This window comes from Streptomyces sp. NPDC052701, assembly GCF_040678355.1.
Classification (GTDB): Bacteria; Actinomycetota; Actinomycetes; order Streptomycetales; family Streptomycetaceae; genus Streptomyces.
Genome location: NZ_JBFATO010000024.1, coordinates 41415 through 58995 on the forward strand (window position 1 = coordinate 41415; position 17581 = coordinate 58995).

Genomic DNA, 17581 nt, shown 5'->3' on the forward strand with positions numbered 1-17581 from the left:
TCGGCGGATGCGGTTCAGCCCTTGACCCCTCCGGACGCGAGGCCCGAGGTCACATGGCGCTGCAGGACGAGGAAGACGACCAGCGCGGGCAGGGCGAAGAGGGTGGCGGCGGCCATGGTGGCGCCCCAGTCGGTGCCGAACGTGGACTGGAAGGAGGACAGCCAGACCGGCAGGGTGCGGCTGTCCTGCTGCTTGATGATCAGGAAGTTGGCGTAGGTGAACTCGTTCCAGGCGGTGATGAACCCGAACAGCGAGGTGGCCATGAGGCCGGGCGCCAGCAGGGGGAGGGCCACCTTGCGGAAGGCGGCCGGCCTGCTGCAGCCGTCGACCTGCGCCGCCTCCTCCAGTTCGGGCGGGACCCCGGCGATGAAGCCCCGCAGGACCACCACGGTGAACGGCAGGGTGATCATGAAGTAGACCAGGGTCAGCGCCGGCAGCCGGTCGAGCATGCCGGTGTCCCGGGAGATGATGTAGACCGGGATGACCAGCGATTCCCAGGGCGCCATCTGCGCGATGAACACGGCGAGCATGAACTGCCGCCGGCCGCGCCAGCGCAGCCGGGCCACGGCGTAGGCGGCGCCGAGGGCGACGACGAGCGCGAGCAGAACGGCGCTGAGCGTGACCAGGACGCTGTTGCGCCAGAAGAGGGCGAACCCGTCGGCGTCCACCGCCCGCCGGAAGTGCTCCACCGTCCAGTGCTCCGGGAGGAGCCGGGGATCGGCGGACTGGATGTCGCGCGAGGGTTTGAACGCGGTCGCCACCATCCAGCACACGGGGAACAGGCAGACCACCACGGTCAGGGCGGCGGCCGCGTGCAGCGGCAGGCGGTGTGCGGCGCGGCGCGGCGTGATCCCGCGGCGGCGGACGGCCGGGGCGGCGCCGGCGGCGGGAGGTGCGGCTCTCACGGGCGTTCGCCCTCCTGACGGAACAACTGGCGGAAATAGAGGACCAGGACGCCGCTCATGAGCAGCACGGTGACCATCGAGGCGGCGGACCCCAGGTCGTAGCGCTGGTGGGCGAGGGCCGTCTGCACGGCGTACACCGGCAGGATGGTGGTGGCGTCGCCCGGCCCGCCCCGCGTCATGACCCAGATCTGCACGAACGCCTTGAACGTCCAGATGACCTCCAGCGAGAGCACGAGCATGAAGAGCGGCCGGATCAGGGGGAAGGTCACCGAACGGAGGACGCGTGCCGTGCCGGCCCCGTCCATCCGGGCCGACTCGTACAGTTCGCCGGGGACCGTGGTGAGGGCCGAGTACAGGGTGATCGCGGCGAAGGGCACGGACTGCCAGACGACGAGCGCCACGATGATGGCGAACGCGGCGCCGCCGTGCGCGAACCACGGATAACCCTCGAACGAGGTGAATCCGAGGCCGGTGAGCAGCTCGTTGACGATGCCGAACTCCGAGTGGAACAGCCACTGGAAGACCGTGGTGGCGGCCACCACGGGCACCGCCCAGACCAGCACCAGGGAGCTCAGGACCACGGTCCTGCCGATCCTGCCGAGCCGTTCGACCATGAGGGCGACCAGGCAGGACAGGACCATGACGGCGACCACGTTGACCGCCGTGAACAGGAAGGTGCGGCGCACCACCTCCCAGAAGCGGGGGTCGGACAGCAGGGTCCGGTAGTTGCGCAGTCCGACGAACTGCGCGTCGCCCAGGATGAGCTGGCGCAGGCCGAAGTCCTGGAAGGACATCACCACGGCCCGGGCCAGCGGGTAGAGGAGCAGGTACAGCATCCCCAGGACCGCCGGCGCGATCAGGACGTACGGCCAGGGGGAGGCCCGGCGGGCCGCGCTGGGCCGGACCGGCCGCCGCCCGGCGGTGCGCCGTGCCGGACGGCGGCCGGCCGCACCGGGCACGTCTCGCTCACGGACGGTCGACACGGCGCCCCCTCGGCTCGGCTGTCGGGTTGTCGTCCCGTTCGGCGACCACGTCCACGGTCAGGAGGCGCTGTTGAGGGTGGCGGTGATGGCGCGGGACGCCTTGGCCGCCTCGGTCTTCGGGTCCCGCCCGGTGAGGACGGCCGTCATGTACTCCTTGACCGGGTTCTTGGCCTCGACGGCCGCCCACCGGGGCGTGTTGGGCGTGGCGTGGCCGCGGGCTGCACCGGCGGCCATCGCCGCGGCGCCGGGGTCGGAGGCGACGGCGCCGGCGAGCGTGGTCTTGTTCGGCACGTAGCTCATGGCCGCCGCGAGCTTCTTCTGCCAGGCGTCGCCGGTGAGTTCGCGGAGGAAGGTGAGGGCTTCCGCCTGGTGCGCGGCGACGGCCGGGACGACGAGGTCGGAGCCGCCGGTGAAGACGGCGCCCGGGGTCCGCGCGCTCTTGCCGGGAACGGGGAAGAAGCCCAGCTTGCCCTTGAGGCCGGGGTTGTTCTGCACCACGACGTTGGCGTTGCCCGGTGTGGCGATGATCTGGGCCACCTCTCCCTTCGCCATCACCTCCGCCTGCGGCGGCCGGGCCTCGTCGGAGTCCTCGGGGCCCTTGCCGAGCGCCTGGAGACGCTGGTAGAAGGCCATCGCCCGCAGCGCCGCGGGGCTGTCGAGCGCGCCCCGCCACCTGCCTTCGGTCTCGACGGCGAGGTCGCCGCCCTCGTCCCAGATGAAACCGGCCAGGGCGTACCAGTTCTGGCCCGGCAGGTAGATGCCCTGTGTGCCGCCCCGGTCGAGTTTCCGGGTGGCGGCGATCCACTGGTCCCGCGTCTTGATCCGTCCGGCGTCCACCCCGGCCTTCTCGAAGAGGTCGGTGCGGTAGACGACGACCCGGTTGGCCGCGTAGAACGGGATCCCGTACTGCCTGCCCTCGTACGAGCCGGGTTCCGCGAGGCCCTTCAGCCACTTGTCACCGCCGAGCTCGTCGACCTGGTCGGTGAAGTCGGTCAGGCCGCCGCTCTGCGCGTACTGGGCGACCTGCGTGTTGCCGACCTCGATGACGTCCGGGGCGTCGTTGCTGGCCAGAGCCGCGGTGACCTTCTCGCCGACGCCTTCCCACTCCTGGATCTGGATCTTGACGTCGATGTCCGGATGGGCCTTTTCGAAACCCGTCTCGAACTCCTTCTGGAAGGCGGCCGAGACGCTGTCGCGCATCAGCCATACGTCGAGGGCGGTCCTCTCGCCCGCGGCGCCCTCCGAGCCGCCGCCGGAGGAGCACGCGGTGAGTCCCGCACTCATGAGCACGGCGGTGAGCAGGGCGAGGGAGTGGGACTTCACGGTTCACCTCTGGGGTACCTGGAGACGGACGACGCACGACACCCTCGGTTGACCAGTTGGCCGCCAGGGCTTTACCAGTTGATGTCGGATGAAGGTGGCATAGACCAATCGAGACGTCAACCCTCCCCGCTCGCCCGGGTGTTCGCCGTCCGGCCGGTCCGCTGACCTCGGTGGGCGGCGCCCTCCTGGCCGCGGCGGGCGGAGCCTTCCGGCCGGTCCGGGCCGGCGCCGGCCGACGTGCCGGCCGGTCCGCCGGCCGGGGATCCGGCGCGCGGGCCGAGTCGGCGCGGGCCGGCGACGACGTCTGCGAACACCCCGCCGCGCGACCGCCCGAGCCGGCCGGGACCTCACTGCCACGGACGTCCCGACGGCTCCCGCGGGGCTGGATCAGGCCGCGTCGGGCTGACTAGACTCTGCTGACCAGCAGACCAGTTGCGGTCAGAGGCATACCAGTTCCCCTCCCGACGACGAACGAGAGCCCTGCATGGAGATCGCCGCCGCCTCCGGTGCGGTACTCAAACGCGAGCGGGTCCGGGACGCGATCCTCCAGCTCATCGAGGCGCGCCGGCCGGGCGACGCCATCCCCTCGGAGCGCGTGCTGTGCGGGGAACTCGGAGTCTCGCGGCCGACCCTGCGCGCCGCGGTGGACGAGCTCGTCGCCGCGGGCCTGCTGGTGCGGGAGCACGGCCGGGGCATGTTCGTGGCCGCCGAGAAGATCACCCAGGAACTCGTGTCGGACCGCCACGCCTTCAGCCTGCCGCAGGCCGGTGGCGTCTGGACCAGCAGGCTGCTGGAGTTCCGCACCCTGCCAGCCGGTGCCCGGGTGGGACGCAAACTGCGGATCTCACCGGCGGCGGAGATCCGCTACGTGGCCCGGCTCCGGCTGGTCGACGGCGCGCCCATGGCCATCGAGCACCTGCACGTCCCGGCGGCCCTGGTGCCCGAACTGACCAGTGGGGAACTCGAACAGGGTGACCTGTACGAGCATCTGCACGACCGCCATGGCGTCCAGGTCAGCGAGGCCGTGCAGTCGATCGAGCCCACCGTGGTCACCCGGGCCGAGGCCGAGCTGCTCGACGTGCCGGAACTGTCCCCCGCCCTGCTCTTCGAGCGCCTCACCTCCGACACCCGCGACCGGCCGGTGGAGTACGTGCACTCGCTCTACCGGGGCGACCGCTACCGCATCGTGTCCCGGCTGGCGCTCGGCCCGAGGACCCGCCCGCCCGCACAGCGCGAGGGGCACCACCCCGGCATCCCCCCGGGCGACCTGGCGCACGGTGATCCGGTGACGTTCTCCGCGCGGGGGGTGGTGCAGGAAGGCATGTGAACCGCATGCTCCCCCTCGGGAAAGCGGTTCTCCTCGCGGGTCGCCACCCCTGGTTCCACGGTGCGGTCCTCGTCCGGCGGCGGGGGATCCGCTGTACCGTCCCGGGCAGGGCCGACCAGCCCCGCGACCGCGAGAACCGCGGTGCGCGCGGTGGCCGGCCGCCGAAGTCCGACCCGCACGACCACCGGGCCCGGCACGCGGTCGAGTGCGGCGTCAACCGCTCGCCGCTGCTGTTCCGGCCGGGCTGCGAGTACCTGCGCCCGCCCGTTCACCACCACGTGCGGAGCGGCCTCCTCGACCAGCCGCAGCGCGGTGTTGAGGCCGAGGCGGTGCGCGTCGAGCCGCTCCTCGGCCCGGTCGTACGGCTTGACGCCGTCAGCCCGGGCACCGGAGGCCCACGCGGGCCGGACAGCGGCACGGAACGAGGGGTGGGGCTGCTGCTTCGAGGTGGTGCTGCCGGCTACTTCGGGTCGCGGTCGAACAGGGCTTTGGACCAGAAGTAGCCGAGGACCGTGAGACCCACGCACCAGGCGACGGCCAGCCAGCCGTTGTGGCCGATCCCGGTGCCGAGCAGCAGGCCGCGCAGGGTCTCGATGGCCGGGGTGAAGGGCTGGTATGCGGCGATCGGCTGGATCCAGCCCGGCATGGCCTCGGCGGGGATGAACGCACTCGAGACCAGCGGCAGGAGGATCAGCGGCATGGCGCTGTTGCCGGCCGCCTCGGCGTTCGGACTGGCCAGACCCATCCCGACCGCGATCCACGTCAGCGCCAGGGAGAACAGCGCGACCAGTCCGAACGCCGCCAGCCACTCCAGGACCGTGGCGTCGGTGGAGCGGAAGCCGATGGCCACGGCGACGGCCCCGACGAGCACCACGCTCATGACCGACTGCAGCACGCTGCCGACGACGTGCCCGATGAGCACCGAGCCGCGGTGGATCGACATCGTACGGAAGCGGGCGATGATGCCCTCGGTCATATCCATGGCCATGTACACCGCGGCGCCGATCGTGGTGCTCCCGACGGTCATGAGCAGGATGCCCGGGACGATGTAGGCGACGTAGTCGGAGCGATCCGCGCCACTGCCGCCGATGCCGGCGCTCATCGCGTCGCCGAAGACGTAGACGAAGAGCAGCAGCAGCATGACGGGCGTCAGCAGCAGGTTCAGCGTCGCGGACGGGTAGCGGCGCGCGTGCAGCAGATTGCGGCGCAGCATCGTGGACGAGTCGCGTACGGCGGGGGGCAGGGAGCTCATCGGACAGCCCCCTTGGCCGGGGTGGAGACGTTGCTGCCGGTGAGGGCGAAGAAGACGTCGTCGAGGTCGGGGGTGTGCACGGTCAGCTCGTCCGCCTCGATGCCGGCGGAGTCCAGCCGGTCGAGGAGGGCGCGCAGCTCGCGCTGGCTGCCGCCGCTGGGGATGTGCAGCGCCAGCGCCTCGTCGTCCCGCTGCGCTTCGCGCAGCGCGGCGGCAGCGGAGCGGTAGGCGGAAGGGTCGGTGAAGCGCAGGCGGACATGCCCGCCGGGGATCATCCGCTTGAGCTCCTCGGCGGTGCCCTCGGCGGCGATCCTTCCGTCGTCGAGCACGGCGATGCGGTCGGCGAGTTCGTCGGCCTCCTCCAGGTACTGGGTGGTGAGGAAGACGGTGACGCCGTCGGAGACGAGCTCGCGGATGATGCCCCACACGTTGTGGCGCGAGCGCGGGTCGAGGCCGGTCGTCGGCTCGTCGAGGAAGAGGATGCGCGGGGAGCCGACCAGGGTCATGGCGATGTCGAGGCGCCGCTTCATGCCGCCGGAGTAGCTCTGCACCGGCTTGCCGGCGGCGCCGACGAGGTCGAAGCGCTCCAGCAGCTCGGCGGTGACCCGCTTGCCCTCGCTCCTGGAGAGGTGGTGCAGGTCCGCCATCAGGCGCATGTTCTCCTCGCCGGTGAGCAGCCCGTCCACGGCGGAGAACTGCCCGGTGACTCCGATCGCGGCCCGTACCCCGTCCGGTGACGTGGCGACGTCGTGACCCGCGACCTGGGCCTGCCCGCCGTCGGCGGCGATGAGCGTGCAGAGGATCTTCACGGCGGTGGTCTTGCCGGCGCCGTTCGGACCGAGCAGTGCGAACACGGACCCTTCCGGGATGTGCAGGTCGATGCCGTCGAGGACGGTCTTGTCCCCGTACGCCTTGCGCAGGCCGACGGCGGAGATGGCGGGCGGCGGCGACGGGTGACCGCCATCACTTCTGGACGTGGGCATGACAGATGAAGGCATGGAGCCTCCCTTTGAAGGCTGAGGAAAGGGGGAAGTGGGGGCCGGTCCCGGTGGGTCAGGCCCTGGCGCGTGGCGGCGTCACTCGCAGTAGACCCGCATCGTGGAGCCGGGGTCGTCGATGTCGACGATCACGTCGTCGAGGTGCTCGATGAGGTCCTCGAGGTGCTGCGGCTTGAGCTCGGCGAGGTCGATCGGCACGCCGGCCTTGTCCAGCTCCGCGTTGACCTTGGTGATGGCCGCCGGCGGGAGGAGGGCGGTGAGCCGGACGCCGGCGCGCAGCAGCTGCAGCGGGATGCGGATGTTCACCCGGCTGGTGCCGTCGCCGGTGTCGTCCTCGGCGTCCATCACCACACGCAGGTACTTGGGGCGGGCCTTCGTGCGGGACGTCGCTCCCGGCGGCGCCTCGGGCCGCTCGCGCTGGAGAGCATCGATCAGCCGTTCGGCCTCGTCCGCGGTGATCTTCCCCTCGGCCAGCATCTCCAGGATCTGGCGGCGCTGCTCGTTCATGGTGTGCTCCTGCTTCTCTCAAGTCATCTGACGCTGACCAGCACGGCCGTTCGGCCCTGCGCCATCTCCAGCCGGGTGCCGGGCAATGCCCACAGCACCCGTGCGGCTCCGCGCAGCGCGCCCACCGGGCTGATGCGGAAGACGAGGCACGCGACACATCCACCCAGCACGGCGAGCAGCAGCAGCGGCGACAGCAGCAGCACCACCGGCGCGACGGGGACGCACAGCCGCACCCGGCGGCCGTTGGACCGGCGCACGCGCACCGTCACCAGCTGCGGGATCATCGCCCCTCCAGCTCGGCCAGGGCGTCCTCCGTGCTGATCTCTCCCCGGCGCAGGCGGTCGATGACGTCGGCGGCGCCGGTGGGCGCCGGGTCGGTGTCGACGAAGTCGAGCTGTTCGGCGATCCGCTTCAGGCGGGACTTGACCGTCGGGTAGCTCACCCCGAAGACCCGCTCCATCTCCTTGATGGAGCCGTGCGCCCGGACGAACGCGGCGACGAACACCTGGTCGTCGATGCTGAGTTGGGCCAGCTGCGGCGGCTCGAACTGTCCCTCGATCGCGACGCCGCTGTCGGCGAGGCGGACTCGCTCGACCACGAACGGCCGGCCGCGCGTCAGGTCCGTCAGGTCCTGCCAGTCCACCATCGGCTCCCTACTCTCGGCGACCTACTCATACTTCATGGCGGCCTTGAGATTTTCAAGGAGTCGACTCGCGTACTTTGAGATTTTCAATCACGGGCCTTGAGGTGCCGATGTGGGACGGCTGGCGCAGATCTCCTTGGATCTCATCGGATCCCCTTGGATCCGGTGACGGCTGATGACGGAATCCGCTGACAGCCAGGGTCGGATCCGTCCGCAGGAACGGGGAGCAGCACGGCCGACCTGGTCTGCAAACGGGTGTCGACCGACCGGCAGTCGACCGGCCGTAGAACCTCGTCCTCGACGAGGCCAGGATCGAGGACCCGGTCACGTTCGGGGACGAGGCGGTTCCTCCAGCCGCCTCCACCCGTTCCAGCGGCCGGAGTCCGGCGAACTGCTCACCTGTGCGCGGCCGGGCGGCACCGTGCGCATCTCCGAGATGTTCCGCCTCGTGCGCGGCACCCGGCACGTCCTCGACGTGCCCGACGTCCTCCACCGCGACCGGCTCGCCCTGCGCATCCGCGACGGCGCGTTCTCCGCCATGGACCTCACCGCCTGTCACCCGCGCACCGGTGCACTGCTGTCCACGGTGAAGTTCACGGTGCAGACCCTCGCCGCCGGCGGCGACCTCCAGCGCGCCCTCCAGCGGGAACCGGCCTACGACGGACTGCGGGCCACCGGGGCCAAGGGCGGTCGCCGCCCGACCAGCCCGGCCGGGAGGACCGAGCGGCGTGCGCAGGGAGCACCTGAAGGGCCGGTCCATCGCGGCCCTGGTCCGCGAACACCGAACGCGGCGTCCGAAAGGGAGCGGGGATATCCCCAGGTCAGGGGCTACTCCGTGGTTTTTTCGGCGAGTACTGCCGGGACCCCTACGCGGCGACCGCCCTCGTCGCGGCCCTCGGCGAGGGGCTGTGAGCAGCGTCTTCGTGATCGGTCCGGTGGTCCTTCACCGGGTCCCCGCCTCGAACGCCTGGGCGACGGCCAGGCTGTCCTCGTAGACGTGGTGCCGGGTGACAAGCCCGTCTTCGACGGTGAGGTGCAGAGCGAACCGCGCGCGATACGCGCGCCCGGTGGGCCGGGCGGTCTGACGGATCTCGCCGAGCACGACCGCGTCGTTTCCGTCGACGAGGATGCGCTCGATCTCGGTCGCCACACGCTCCGGCACGTGGTACTCCGCAAGCTCGCGATAGTGGGCGGCCGCGTCGGCCCGGGTGGACCGGTGACGGATCCACGGCGTGGCGGTGCGGCCGTGCTCGGCCTCCGGCCAGTCGAGCTTCCAATCGCCCTGCTCGGCGTACAGCTCGGCGATGCGCTCGGGGTCGCCCTCACCGATTCTGCGCAGTAACTCCTCGACCACGGTGCGCGTGTTCGCGGGTACGGCTGTGGACATCGCTGACTTCTCCCTCCCGGTCCGCGTCCTCCGACGCGGAGAGATCACTCATCCTGCCAGCGGGGGCACGCCGAGTCGATCATCTTTGAGACAAGGCAGCCCCTCATCGAGATCACCTTTGATGCGTGCCTGGAGCCGGGGCCCTGCCGACCCGGATCTGTTGGTGATGCGCGAGGTCCGGCGGAGCGAGGCGCATTCACGCGCCGGCGAACTGGGCTCGTACCCGCGGGAATCAGCCCCGGCTCGCGGCCGCGCCGGCGGAAGGAGGCAGGGCGATCGAACGGCTGCGGCGTCCGGACCGGCTCGTCCGGCGCCCCTCGCGGGGGCGGCGACGCCACCCGAGGAGCAGCCGGACGACGGCCACCGCGACGCCGTGTCGTCCGGCGTCACCGGGCGGCGGCGTCCGGGCGGGGGCGGGCCGTTCTGGCGAGGTTGTTGTACACGCGCCTCAGGTGCTTGGCCACGGGACACTGCGCGCCGTCCGCCTGGCACTGACGGCAAGTCCGCAGGTGGGTCTCGTAGTCCTCGCGCGCATGCTCCAGGGAGTGGTACGGCGGCTGCATTCGGCTTCCTGACGGTCATACGGGTGCCACGGATCACGGGCACATGGGGGAGGGGCGCACCTCGACTGGTTGCCTGAGGCGCACATACGCCAACTGTGATCTTGTTACTAGGGGTACGGCAAGTCCGGGCCGGCCGGCGGATCCCGCGTCCGCGTCGATCGGGCCGACGGCCCCCTGGCGCGGCATGTCGAACGCGCCGTCGGGGAGCTGCGAAGCGTTCCCCGTGCCTGACCCCGGGAGGCGGCGGCACGGTGTCGACGGGCGGCCTGGAAGGGCTCGTCCCCGCAGGCCAGGCCCCGACGTGGTCTGCCCCTCGGTGCCGCTGCCGGCGCACGACCGTGAACCCGGCCCGCGGTCCTGGTCCGCAGCCGCGGGGAGACATCGTGTGCTCGTCGTGCCGGAGCGCGGGGTGTGCGTCAGGTGAGGGGGCCGAGGGTGAAGCCGCCGTCGGCGACGATTTCGGAGCCGGTCGCGAAGCGGGCCTGGTCCGAAGCGGCGAAGAGGGCGAAGGTGGCGATTTCCCCGGGGGTGGCGTTGCGGGGGACGGCGAAGTCGTCGACGGGGACGATTCACTGGCCGGCGGGGGCGGCGGGGGCGGTGAAGTCGTCGGCGTCGGTGGAGTGGGCGAGGCTCCGCCCGGCTTCGAGGGCTTCGAGGCGGCCGCGCAGGGCGGCGGTCGCCAGCGCGTACGCGTCGGAGCCCAGCGTCAGGCGGAACGGCGCCTCGGCCCGGTCGGCGGAGGCGATGATGGCCGCCGCGATCTTCGCGGGGTCACCGGGGGCGGGCAGCGGAGGCAGGTCGCCGGAGAGGACGCCGCGCATCCGTCCCGACGGGCCGTCGGCGTACTCGGGCAGTGGAGCGCCCAGGACCGAGCTGTCGGCGGCGAAGCCGGTGCGTGCCACGCCGGGCTCGACGACCGTCACGTCGATACCGAACGGCGCGAGCTCGGCGACGGCCGACTCCCAGAACCCCTCGATGCCCCACTTGGTGGCGTGGTACAGGCTCATGGCGGGGAAGGCGACCTGCCCTCCGACGCTGGCGATCTGGATGTAGCGTCCGCCGCCCTGGCGGCGCAGGTGCGGGGTGGCGGCGCGGACGAGCTGGATGGGTGCCGTGAGGTTGGTCGCGATCTGCCGGTCGATCTGCTCGTCGGTGAGTTCCTCGGCCGCCCCGAACAGTCCGTAGCCGGCGTTGGACACCACGACGTCGATCCGGCCGAGATCGGTGAACGCGTGGTCCACGACCTCGCGCAGCGCGGTCGTGTCGGTGACGTCCAGGCGGGCGCGCCACAGCCGCTCGCCGTAGCGGGCCGCCAGGTCGTCGAGGCTCTCCGGACGCCGCGCGGTGGCGGCGACCCTGTCCCCTCGTGCGAGCAGTTGTTCGGTGAGGTGGCGGCCGAAGCCGGAGGACGTGCCGGTGATGAACCAGGTGCGGGTCATGTCTTGCTCCTCGGGTGGTAACTAACTGGATACATTCCTACTCCACGCCGCCCCTCCTGTAAATACCTGGATGGTTATGTACGATGGGCGCATGCCACCCGACGCCACCGAGACCAAGCGACGCCTCATGAAGGCGGCGATCGAGGAGTTCGCCGCCTACGGCCTGGCCGGCGCCCGGATCGACCGCATCGCCGAGAACGCCTCGGCCAACAAGCGGTCGATCTACATGCACTTCGGCACCAAGGAGGAGCTGTTCGACATAGTCGTCGCCGACAGCATGATCAAGCTGGCGCAGTCGATCTCGTTCGAGGACGGCGACCTGGCCGACTACGCCGGCGACCTGTTCGACCGACTGGAACGGTGGCCGCACATCCGGCGGCTGTACCTGTGGGCGGGGCTGGAACGGCAGCAGCCCGTCGAAGCCGAGGTCCAGCAGTACCGCAAGAGGGTCTCCGCCATCGAGGCCGCCCAGCAGGCCGGCGAGGTCCGCGCCGACATCCCCGCGGCGGAACTCATGGCCATGGTCATCGCGCTCGTGATCAGCTGGGACACCGCAACCTGGTCGCTCAGGGCGCTGCAACCGGAGAACCGCCCGGAAACCGGCCCCGACCACAGGGCCAGGGTCACAGCCGCGGTGGCCGCACTCACCCGGCCCCCCCAAGCCCGCCTGCCCCACCGCCCCGGCTAGGCGGTGTCGTCGAACTCCCGTCGTCCGCCCGGAGGACGGGCCCCGCGGCGTCGGGTGCGTGCTCCCGGCGGGCCGGGCGCCGGTACTCCGTCCGGCTGCCGCGCGGGCATAACCCCGGCCGATCGGGCTACCCGTTGAGGTGTCTGCGGGCAACCACACTTCGGGAGGGGACAGGGCCATGACGGTCACGCGGCACGAGGCACTCGCGATCAGCGCTGCGGCGATGGGGGGAGCCGGGGTGGCCGTCGCGGCTGTCCGCTGGTGGCTCCGTCACCGGCCGCAGCCCCACCCGCGCCGGCCGGGCGAGGACCGGGTGGAGGAGCTGCATCTGGCCTTCCGGGACCCCACCGCGCCGCCCGCCGCCGCACCGCAGGAGGTGCTGCGCCGGTACTGGAGCCGGCTGCAGCCGCTGGACCTGACGGACGAGGCCGAGGACGCGCTGCCGGCGATGTCGCCCGAGTGACCCGAGTGAGGGGACCGGATCGCCGGACCGGGCGATCAGCCGGGCGCCCCCCCCGCGGCCCGGATCCGGGCCGCACCGCGGCGGACCGGCTTGGGGAAGACCTGGACGGCGGTGACGAGGGTGGGGCGGTGGACCGGCCCCGCCGGGTGCGGCCCCCGAAGAGGGCCGGGCCGTCCCGGCCACCGGCCGGACGGACCTGCGCCGAGGGAGATCCATGAGCACCAAGGCCGTCCTGTCGACATGGCCGACCCCGCTGGAGCCCATGCCCCGTCTGGCGACGGCCCTGGGCCTGCGCGAGGACGACCTGTGGATCAAGCGGGACGACCTGGCCGGCCTCGGCGGCGGAGGCAACAAGGTCCGCAAACTGGAGTGGCTCGTCGGCGAAGCACTCGCCACCGGGGCCGACACGCTGGTGACCACCGGAGCCGCGCAGAGCAACCACGCCAGGCTGACCGCGGCCGCGGGCGCCCGGCTCGGACTGGACGTCGTACTCGTCCTTCCCGGAACGCCCGACAGCGTTTCGGCCGCTTCCGGCAACCTGGTGCTCGACAGCCTCTTCGCAGCCCGTGTCCACTGGGCCGGCGACGCCGGTCCCGCGTCCCTGTCCGGCGTCGCCGAAGACGTCTGCCGGCACCTGCGCGCGCAGGGGGCACGCCCGCACCTCCTCCCCTTCGGGGGTTCCGACCCCCTCGGCGCACGCGGCTACGCGGAAGGCGGTGAGGAACTGCGCTCCCAGCTGCCCGACGTGGACCACGTCGTCGTGGCGCTCGGCTCCGGGGGAACCATGGCGGGACTGATCGGCGCCCTGGGAGCCGAACGGGTCCTGGGCGTCCACTGCGGTGCCGTGGCGGAACCGGCCGCCACCGTGGCCGAGCTCTCCAGCCGCCTCTCCCGGCGCGACATCGACCCCGGCTCCCTGCGCATCCGCACCGACCAGGTCGGCGCCGGCTACGGAGCACTGCACGAACCTGTCATGGAGGCCATGCGCACGGCGGCCCGCACGGAGGGCATCGTCCTCGACCCCGTCTACAGCGGGCGCGCGATGGCCGGCCTCGCCGCCGCCGTACGCGACGGCGACATCCGCCCCGCGCAGCGGACGGTCTTCCTGCACACCGGCGGCCTCCCCGGCCTCTTCGGGCATGCCCGGACCGTGCAGCGGGCCGTGAGCGCCCTGAGGACGTACGACTGGCGGTGAGGGGCGGCCGCGGGGCACCGCCCGTCCGCGGACCCGCTTCCCGACCGGTTCACGGCCGGCCGGATCCGCCGTGGCGAGAGCGTACGGCCTTCACGCGGCGGACCGGGGACCCCGGCCCGCCGGAGCACCCCCCTGACCGACGCGGTCGGCGCCGTGCGCCGTGCGGCGCGGCGGGCGCGTTCGCGGGGAGCGGGACGGTGGGCCACCATGGCAGGGACCGGGGTGGGCCGTCTCGTCGTCTCGGAGGACCAACACGGTGAACGCCTTGGTGCCGGTCCTGTTCGCGCTGGGCGCCGCGTTCAGCGACGCCCTGGCGACGGTCCTGCAGCGCAAGGCCGCCCTGAAGGTGCCCCGGTCCGACACACTGCGGGCCGGGTTGATGCTCGACCTGCTGCGGCACCCCGTCTGGCTCGCCGGCATCCTCGCCGTCGTCACCGCGGCGGTCTGCCAGGCCGTCGCGCTCGCGACCGGGCCGTTGACGGTCGTCCAGCCCCTCCTCGTGCTCGAGCTGCCGCTCGCTCTGGTCATCGCCACGGTGCTGCTGCAGGGGCGGCTGTCCCGTCCCGGCTGGGTGGCCGTCTGCGCTGTCGTGGCCGGGCTCGCCGTCGCCCTCGTGGCCGCCTCGCCCGCGGGCAACCGCACGCAGGTGCCGATGGACCGGTGGATCCCGGCGCTCGCCGTCTGCACGGCCGCGATCGCCGGACTCGTGACCGCCGCGCTGCGCCGCCCCGAGGGCCGCGCCCGGGCCGCCTGCTTCGGGCTGGCCACCGCCGTCGCGTACGCGGTGACCGCGGCGCTGATGAAGACATCGATGCACACGCTCGACGACGGCGGCGTCGCCGCGTTCCTCACCACCTGGCAGACCTACGGCTTCGCGCTGTTCGGCGGGGCCGCGCTGTTCCTGCTGGAGAACGCGATGCAGGCCGGGCCGCTGGTCGCGTCCCAGCCCGCGCTCACGCTCGGCGACGCGGGCGTGAGCCTGGCGCTCGGGATCACGGTCTACGGCGAGTACGTGCGGTCGGGCTGGTGGCTCCTGCCCCAGCTGCTGGGCGTCGCCCTGATCGCCGCAGGGGTGACCGCCCTTTCGAGGCTGCCGCTCGCCGGCGCCCTGACCGGCGAGGACCGCCCCACCGCCGGCGCCGAGGCCCCGTAGGCCCGCCCCCCCGTCGGCACGCGGAGGGCGGCCGCCTGCCGCCGGCCGCGGAGCGCCGTGAGCCCCCGTTTCCCCCGGAGCTCGCCCTGGGCGGCGCGTCGGGGCGCGGTGGTGCGGGATCCGGCGGTTCCGGGGGCCGCTATCTTTCGATGTGAACATCGGACATCTGGAGTGGCGTGCAGAAGACAGACGAACCGGCCGAGGAGGCGTCCGCGGACACCAGGCCCGTCACGGCGGCCCCCGCGGACCCGGACGAGACGCCCGTGAGCGGCTGGCCCCGTTCCTGGTGGCTGCTGTTGCTCGGGGCGGCCGTCCTGCCCGGCGCGGCGGTCTTCGTCCTCGGCCGGTGGGGGGACGAGCCGGCCGTGCAGGCCTGGCGGACCGTCTGCCTCTCCATCGCGGTGCAGGCGCTGCCCTTCCTGCTGCTCGGGACCGCCCTGTCCGGCGCGATCAACGCGTTCGTGCCGGCACGGGTGTTCAGCCGGGTGCTGCCGAAGCGGCCCGTGCTCGCGGTCCCGGTCGCCGGTGCCGCCGGGGTCGTCCTGCCCGGCTGTGAGTGCGCGTCGGTACCGGTCGCCAACAGCCTCATCGGCCGGGGTGTCACCCCGGCCGCCGCCTTCGCCTTCCTGCTGTCGGCCCCCGCCGTCAACCCGGTCGTGCTGACCACCACGGCCATCGCCTTCCCGGGCAGTCCCGCCATGGTGCTGGCCCGGCTGCTCGCCTCGCTCGCCACCGCGGCCGTGATGGGCTGGCTGTGGCTCTGGCTCGGCCGGGAGGAATGGCTGAGGCCGGCCGTGCGCCACACCGGGCACCGGCCGGGACACAGCCGCTGGACGGAGTTCCGCAGCGGCTTCCAGCACGACTTCCTGTACGCGGGCGGCTACGTCGTCGTGGGGGCCATGGCCGCGGCCACCTTCAACGTCGCCGTCCCGCAGTCCGTGCTCGACGCGTTCTCCGGCTCCTCCTGGCTGTCCGTGCTGTTCCTGGCCGCGCTGGCCATCGTGCTGGCGGTGTGCTCGGAGGCCGACGCTTTCCTGGCGGCCTCGCTCACCGGTTTCTCCCCCGTCGCACGGCTGACCTTCATGGTGGTCGGGCCGGTGGTCGACCTGAAACTGATCGCCCTTCAGGCGGGCACGTTCGGCCGTTCCTTCGCGGTGCGCTTCTGCGCCGCCACGACGGTCGTCGCCATCCTGTGCAGCGCGCTCTTCGGAGGAGTCCTGCTGTGAGACGCCCCCTGCAGGCGGTCCTGCTCGTCCTCAGCGGCCTCGGCCTGCTGTACGCCTCGCTCCCGACCGACCTCTACCTCAGGTACGTCAGGCCGGGGATGCGTCCGCTGCTGATCGTGTCGGGGGTGCTGCTGCTCCTGCTCGGTGTGGCGGAGGCCTGGGCGCAGTGGAGGCCGGGCGGAGGCGACGAGCGCGGTGAGGACCACCGGCACGAGGCCGGTGACGGCGAGGACGGCCACCCTCATGATCACTCCAGGGTGCCCCGGGTGGCCTGGCTGCTCCTGCTGCCCGCGCTGAGCCTGCTCTGCTACGCCCCGCCGGGGCTCGGCGCGTACACCGCCGCCCGTCAGGCCCCCAAGCCCGTCGCGCAGCGGGACGACTTCGATCCGCTGCCCTCGACCTCGCCGCTCCCGCTCACCCTCGGTGACTTCACCAGCCGTGTCCGGCAGGACCGCGGGCAGGCCATCAAGGGACGCAGCGTCCGGATGACCGGTTTCGTCACCCCCGCCGAGCGGGGCGAGGGCTGGTACCTGACCCGGCTCCTGATCAACTGCTGCGCGGCGGACGCCCAGTCGGTCAAGGTGCGGATCCACGGGGCCCCGGCCCCGCCCGCCGACACCTGGGTGACCGTCGTGGGCACCTGGCACGCGGGCGGAACCCTCGGTACGAGCTCCGCCCCGGTCGCCCTCGACGCCCGTACCGTCGAGAAGGTCGACCGGCCCTCGAACGCGTACATGGACGCCCTTCCCCTCCCTGAGTCCCGCTGACGGCGGCGCCCGGGACGGACGGGGACGGACGGGGACGGACGGGGATGGACAGGGGCGGACAGGGACGGGACGGACGGCGCCGGCCGGCGCACCGGGCCCGTGCCGGAGCCGGCCGCCGCCAGCCTTGACGGAGCACCGTGCGGCGTATAGTGGAGAACGCCACCTCTGCCGGGCCTGGGGCACTCCTGTGCCTCAGCCACCCGCCGGTTTCGCCCGGCACCACGCGGAGGTGCGTCGTGGCTCATCGCCTTACCGTCTTTCCCCGCCGCAGCGTGCGGCTGCCCGACGTCCGCGCCTGGCTGCGGGAGGCCGCCTGCATCGGTGAGGATCCCGAGCTGTTCTTCCCCCTGAACGAGCTGGAGACCGATCCGCAGGTGGCCAGGGCCCGCGCGGTGTGCCGCCGCTGCCGCGTCCTTCTCACCTGCCGGGCATGGGCTCTGGAACAGGGGGAGGACGCCGGCATATGGGGTGCGACCACGGCCGTGCAGCGCCGCGCGATCCGCCGGGCGCTGCTCGACGGGCCGGCGGTCCGATGAGCCGGGGAGCGGAGGACGCCGCGCCCGGCTCTCTGCCCTCCCCGCACCGAAGCGGCTCGCCCCACGGACGACCGCCGGGGCCACCGTGGCCGCCGGAGCACCGGAAGCGGCGGATCCCCACGGCCTCGCCGCTTCGGGACCGGCCCCCCTCGCGGCGAAGGCCCGGACACGCGGAGGGCACCTGGCTGTGCCGGGGTCGATTACCTGGCAGGTAATCGACCCCGGC

General features: G+C 72.6%; 21 protein-coding genes. 9 read left to right on the forward strand and 12 right to left on the reverse strand.

The features are described from left to right. Positions 1–14 precede the first annotated feature (14 nt). The 3 genes from AB0L29_RS24630 to AB0L29_RS24640 all read right to left on the reverse strand — a co-directional run bounded on the left by AB0L29_RS24630 (position 15) and on the right by AB0L29_RS24640 (position 3211). On the reverse strand, positions 15–851 hold the full coding sequence (locus tag AB0L29_RS24630; RefSeq protein WP_365829949.1) for a carbohydrate ABC transporter permease: 837 nt from the start codon (positions 849–851) through the stop codon (positions 15–17). 50 nt (positions 852–901) lie between these two features. After that, positions 902–1765, reverse strand: a complete 864-nt coding sequence (locus AB0L29_RS24635; protein ID WP_365829950.1) for a sugar ABC transporter permease — start codon at positions 1763–1765, stop codon at positions 902–904. 180 nt (positions 1766–1945) lie between these two features. Next, entirely contained in the window at positions 1946–3211 is a 1266-nt protein-coding gene (locus AB0L29_RS24640; protein WP_365829922.1) for an extracellular solute-binding protein, read from the reverse strand. Between the two features lie 484 nt (positions 3212–3695). Here AB0L29_RS24640 and AB0L29_RS24645 point away from each other — a divergent pair, with 484 nt between their 5' ends. Next, positions 3696–4538 carry a GntR family transcriptional regulator gene (locus AB0L29_RS24645; RefSeq protein WP_365829923.1) on the forward strand — a complete coding sequence of 281 codons (843 nt, stop codon included), beginning with the start codon at positions 3696–3698 and terminating at the stop codon, positions 4536–4538. Next, positions 4535–5041: a hypothetical protein gene (locus tag AB0L29_RS24650; protein ID WP_365829924.1), complete on the forward strand. Its 507-nt coding sequence runs from the start codon at positions 4535–4537 to the stop codon at positions 5039–5041. Before AB0L29_RS24645 ends, AB0L29_RS24650 begins: the two co-directional genes overlap by 4 nt. Here AB0L29_RS24650 and AB0L29_RS24655 read toward each other — a convergent pair. From AB0L29_RS24655 to AB0L29_RS24695, 9 genes are all read right to left on the reverse strand, one after another. After that, on the reverse strand, positions 4999–5790 hold the full coding sequence (locus AB0L29_RS24655) for an ABC transporter permease (protein WP_365829925.1): 792 nt from the start codon (positions 5788–5790) through the stop codon (positions 4999–5001). The two genes, AB0L29_RS24650 and AB0L29_RS24655, sit on opposite strands and share 43 nt — an antisense overlap. Next, the gene (locus AB0L29_RS24660; RefSeq protein ID WP_365829926.1) at positions 5787–6788 is read right to left on the reverse strand and encodes an ATP-binding cassette domain-containing protein; all 1002 of its coding nucleotides are present in this window, start codon (positions 6786–6788) and stop codon (positions 5787–5789) included. The genes AB0L29_RS24655 and AB0L29_RS24660 overlap by 4 nt, the downstream gene beginning before the upstream one ends. A gap of 78 nt (positions 6789–6866) precedes the next feature. After that, complete coding sequence (locus tag AB0L29_RS24665; protein ID WP_365829927.1) at positions 6867–7295, reverse strand: hypothetical protein; 429 nt, start codon at positions 7293–7295, stop codon at positions 6867–6869. A 23-nt stretch (positions 7296–7318) separates the two neighbouring features. Further along, entirely contained in the window at positions 7319–7579 is a 261-nt protein-coding gene (locus AB0L29_RS24670; RefSeq protein WP_365829928.1) for a hypothetical protein, read from the reverse strand. After that, entirely contained in the window at positions 7576–7941 is a 366-nt protein-coding gene (locus tag AB0L29_RS24675) for a DUF2089 domain-containing protein (RefSeq protein WP_365829929.1), read from the reverse strand. The genes AB0L29_RS24670 and AB0L29_RS24675 overlap by 4 nt, the downstream gene beginning before the upstream one ends. Before the next feature lie 940 nt (positions 7942–8881). Then, positions 8882–9325 (reverse strand): nuclear transport factor 2 family protein, encoded by a 444-nt coding sequence (locus AB0L29_RS24680; RefSeq protein WP_365829930.1) that lies wholly within the window; start codon positions 9323–9325, stop codon positions 8882–8884. Positions 9326–9711: 386 nt separating this feature from the next. Beyond that, positions 9712–9888, reverse strand: coding sequence for a hypothetical protein (locus tag AB0L29_RS24685; RefSeq protein ID WP_365829931.1), 177 nt, complete (start codon positions 9886–9888; stop codon positions 9712–9714). 416 nt (positions 9889–10304) lie between these two features. Then, a complete protein-coding gene (locus tag AB0L29_RS24690) occupies positions 10305–10457 on the reverse strand; it encodes an SDR family oxidoreductase (protein ID WP_365829951.1) in 153 nt (50 codons plus the stop codon). Then, on the reverse strand, positions 10458–11327 hold the full coding sequence (locus AB0L29_RS24695) for an SDR family oxidoreductase (protein ID WP_365829932.1): 870 nt from the start codon (positions 11325–11327) through the stop codon (positions 10458–10460). A gap of 91 nt (positions 11328–11418) precedes the next feature. Here AB0L29_RS24695 and AB0L29_RS24700 point away from each other — a divergent pair, with 91 nt between their 5' ends. From AB0L29_RS24700 to AB0L29_RS24730, 7 genes are all read left to right on the forward strand, one after another. Further along, positions 11419–12015, forward strand: a complete 597-nt coding sequence (locus AB0L29_RS24700) for a TetR family transcriptional regulator (protein ID WP_365829933.1) — start codon at positions 11419–11421, stop codon at positions 12013–12015. A 178-nt stretch (positions 12016–12193) separates the two neighbouring features. Further along, positions 12194–12478 (forward strand): hypothetical protein, encoded by a 285-nt coding sequence (locus AB0L29_RS24705; RefSeq protein ID WP_365829934.1) that lies wholly within the window; start codon positions 12194–12196, stop codon positions 12476–12478. A 214-nt stretch (positions 12479–12692) separates the two neighbouring features. Further along, entirely contained in the window at positions 12693–13673 is a 981-nt protein-coding gene (locus AB0L29_RS24710; RefSeq protein WP_365829935.1) for a D-cysteine desulfhydrase family protein, read from the forward strand. A gap of 256 nt (positions 13674–13929) precedes the next feature. Further along, complete coding sequence (locus tag AB0L29_RS24715; protein WP_365829936.1) at positions 13930–14826, forward strand: DMT family transporter; 897 nt, start codon at positions 13930–13932, stop codon at positions 14824–14826. Positions 14827–15089: 263 nt separating this feature from the next. After that, positions 15090–16052 carry a permease gene (locus AB0L29_RS24720; protein WP_365829952.1) on the forward strand — a complete coding sequence of 321 codons (963 nt, stop codon included), beginning with the start codon at positions 15090–15092 and terminating at the stop codon, positions 16050–16052. Then, positions 16049–16819, forward strand: a complete 771-nt coding sequence (locus tag AB0L29_RS24725) for a TIGR03943 family protein (RefSeq protein ID WP_365829937.1) — start codon at positions 16049–16051, stop codon at positions 16817–16819. Before AB0L29_RS24720 ends, AB0L29_RS24725 begins: the two co-directional genes overlap by 4 nt. A gap of 299 nt (positions 16820–17118) precedes the next feature. Beyond that, a complete protein-coding gene (locus AB0L29_RS24730) occupies positions 17119–17355 on the forward strand; it encodes a WhiB family transcriptional regulator (protein ID WP_365829953.1) in 237 nt (78 codons plus the stop codon). Positions 17356–17581: the final 226 nt, after the last annotated feature.

What these genes read in the sequence shown, in the direction of transcription:
- AB0L29_RS24655 (WP_365829925.1), bottom strand. Translation starts at nt 5,790, where the DNA reads ATGAGCTCCCTGCCCCCCGCCGTACGCGACTCGTCCACGATGCTGCGC.
- AB0L29_RS24675 (WP_365829929.1), bottom strand. Translation starts at nt 7,941, where the DNA reads ATGGTGGACTGGCAGGACCTGACGGACCTGACGCGCGGCCGGCCGTTC.
- AB0L29_RS24685 (WP_365829931.1), bottom strand. Translation starts at nt 9,888, where the DNA reads ATGCAGCCGCCGTACCACTCCCTGGAGCATGCGCGCGAGGACTACGAG.
- AB0L29_RS24670 (WP_365829928.1), bottom strand. Translation starts at nt 7,579, where the DNA reads ATGATCCCGCAGCTGGTGACGGTGCGCGTGCGCCGGTCCAACGGCCGC.
- AB0L29_RS24645 (WP_365829923.1), top strand. Translation starts at nt 3,696, where the DNA reads ATGGAGATCGCCGCCGCCTCCGGTGCGGTACTCAAACGCGAGCGGGTC.
- AB0L29_RS24680 (WP_365829930.1), bottom strand. Translation starts at nt 9,325, where the DNA reads ATGTCCACAGCCGTACCCGCGAACACGCGCACCGTGGTCGAGGAGTTA.
- AB0L29_RS24705 (WP_365829934.1), top strand. Translation starts at nt 12,194, where the DNA reads ATGACGGTCACGCGGCACGAGGCACTCGCGATCAGCGCTGCGGCGATG.
- AB0L29_RS24665 (WP_365829927.1), bottom strand. Translation starts at nt 7,295, where the DNA reads ATGAACGAGCAGCGCCGCCAGATCCTGGAGATGCTGGCCGAGGGGAAG.
- AB0L29_RS24695 (WP_365829932.1), bottom strand. Translation starts at nt 11,327, where the DNA reads ATGACCCGCACCTGGTTCATCACCGGCACGTCCTCCGGCTTCGGCCGC.
- AB0L29_RS24700 (WP_365829933.1), top strand. Translation starts at nt 11,419, where the DNA reads ATGCCACCCGACGCCACCGAGACCAAGCGACGCCTCATGAAGGCGGCG.
- AB0L29_RS24660 (WP_365829926.1), bottom strand. Translation starts at nt 6,788, where the DNA reads ATGCCTTCATCTGTCATGCCCACGTCCAGAAGTGATGGCGGTCACCCG.
- AB0L29_RS24710 (WP_365829935.1), top strand. Translation starts at nt 12,693, where the DNA reads ATGAGCACCAAGGCCGTCCTGTCGACATGGCCGACCCCGCTGGAGCCC.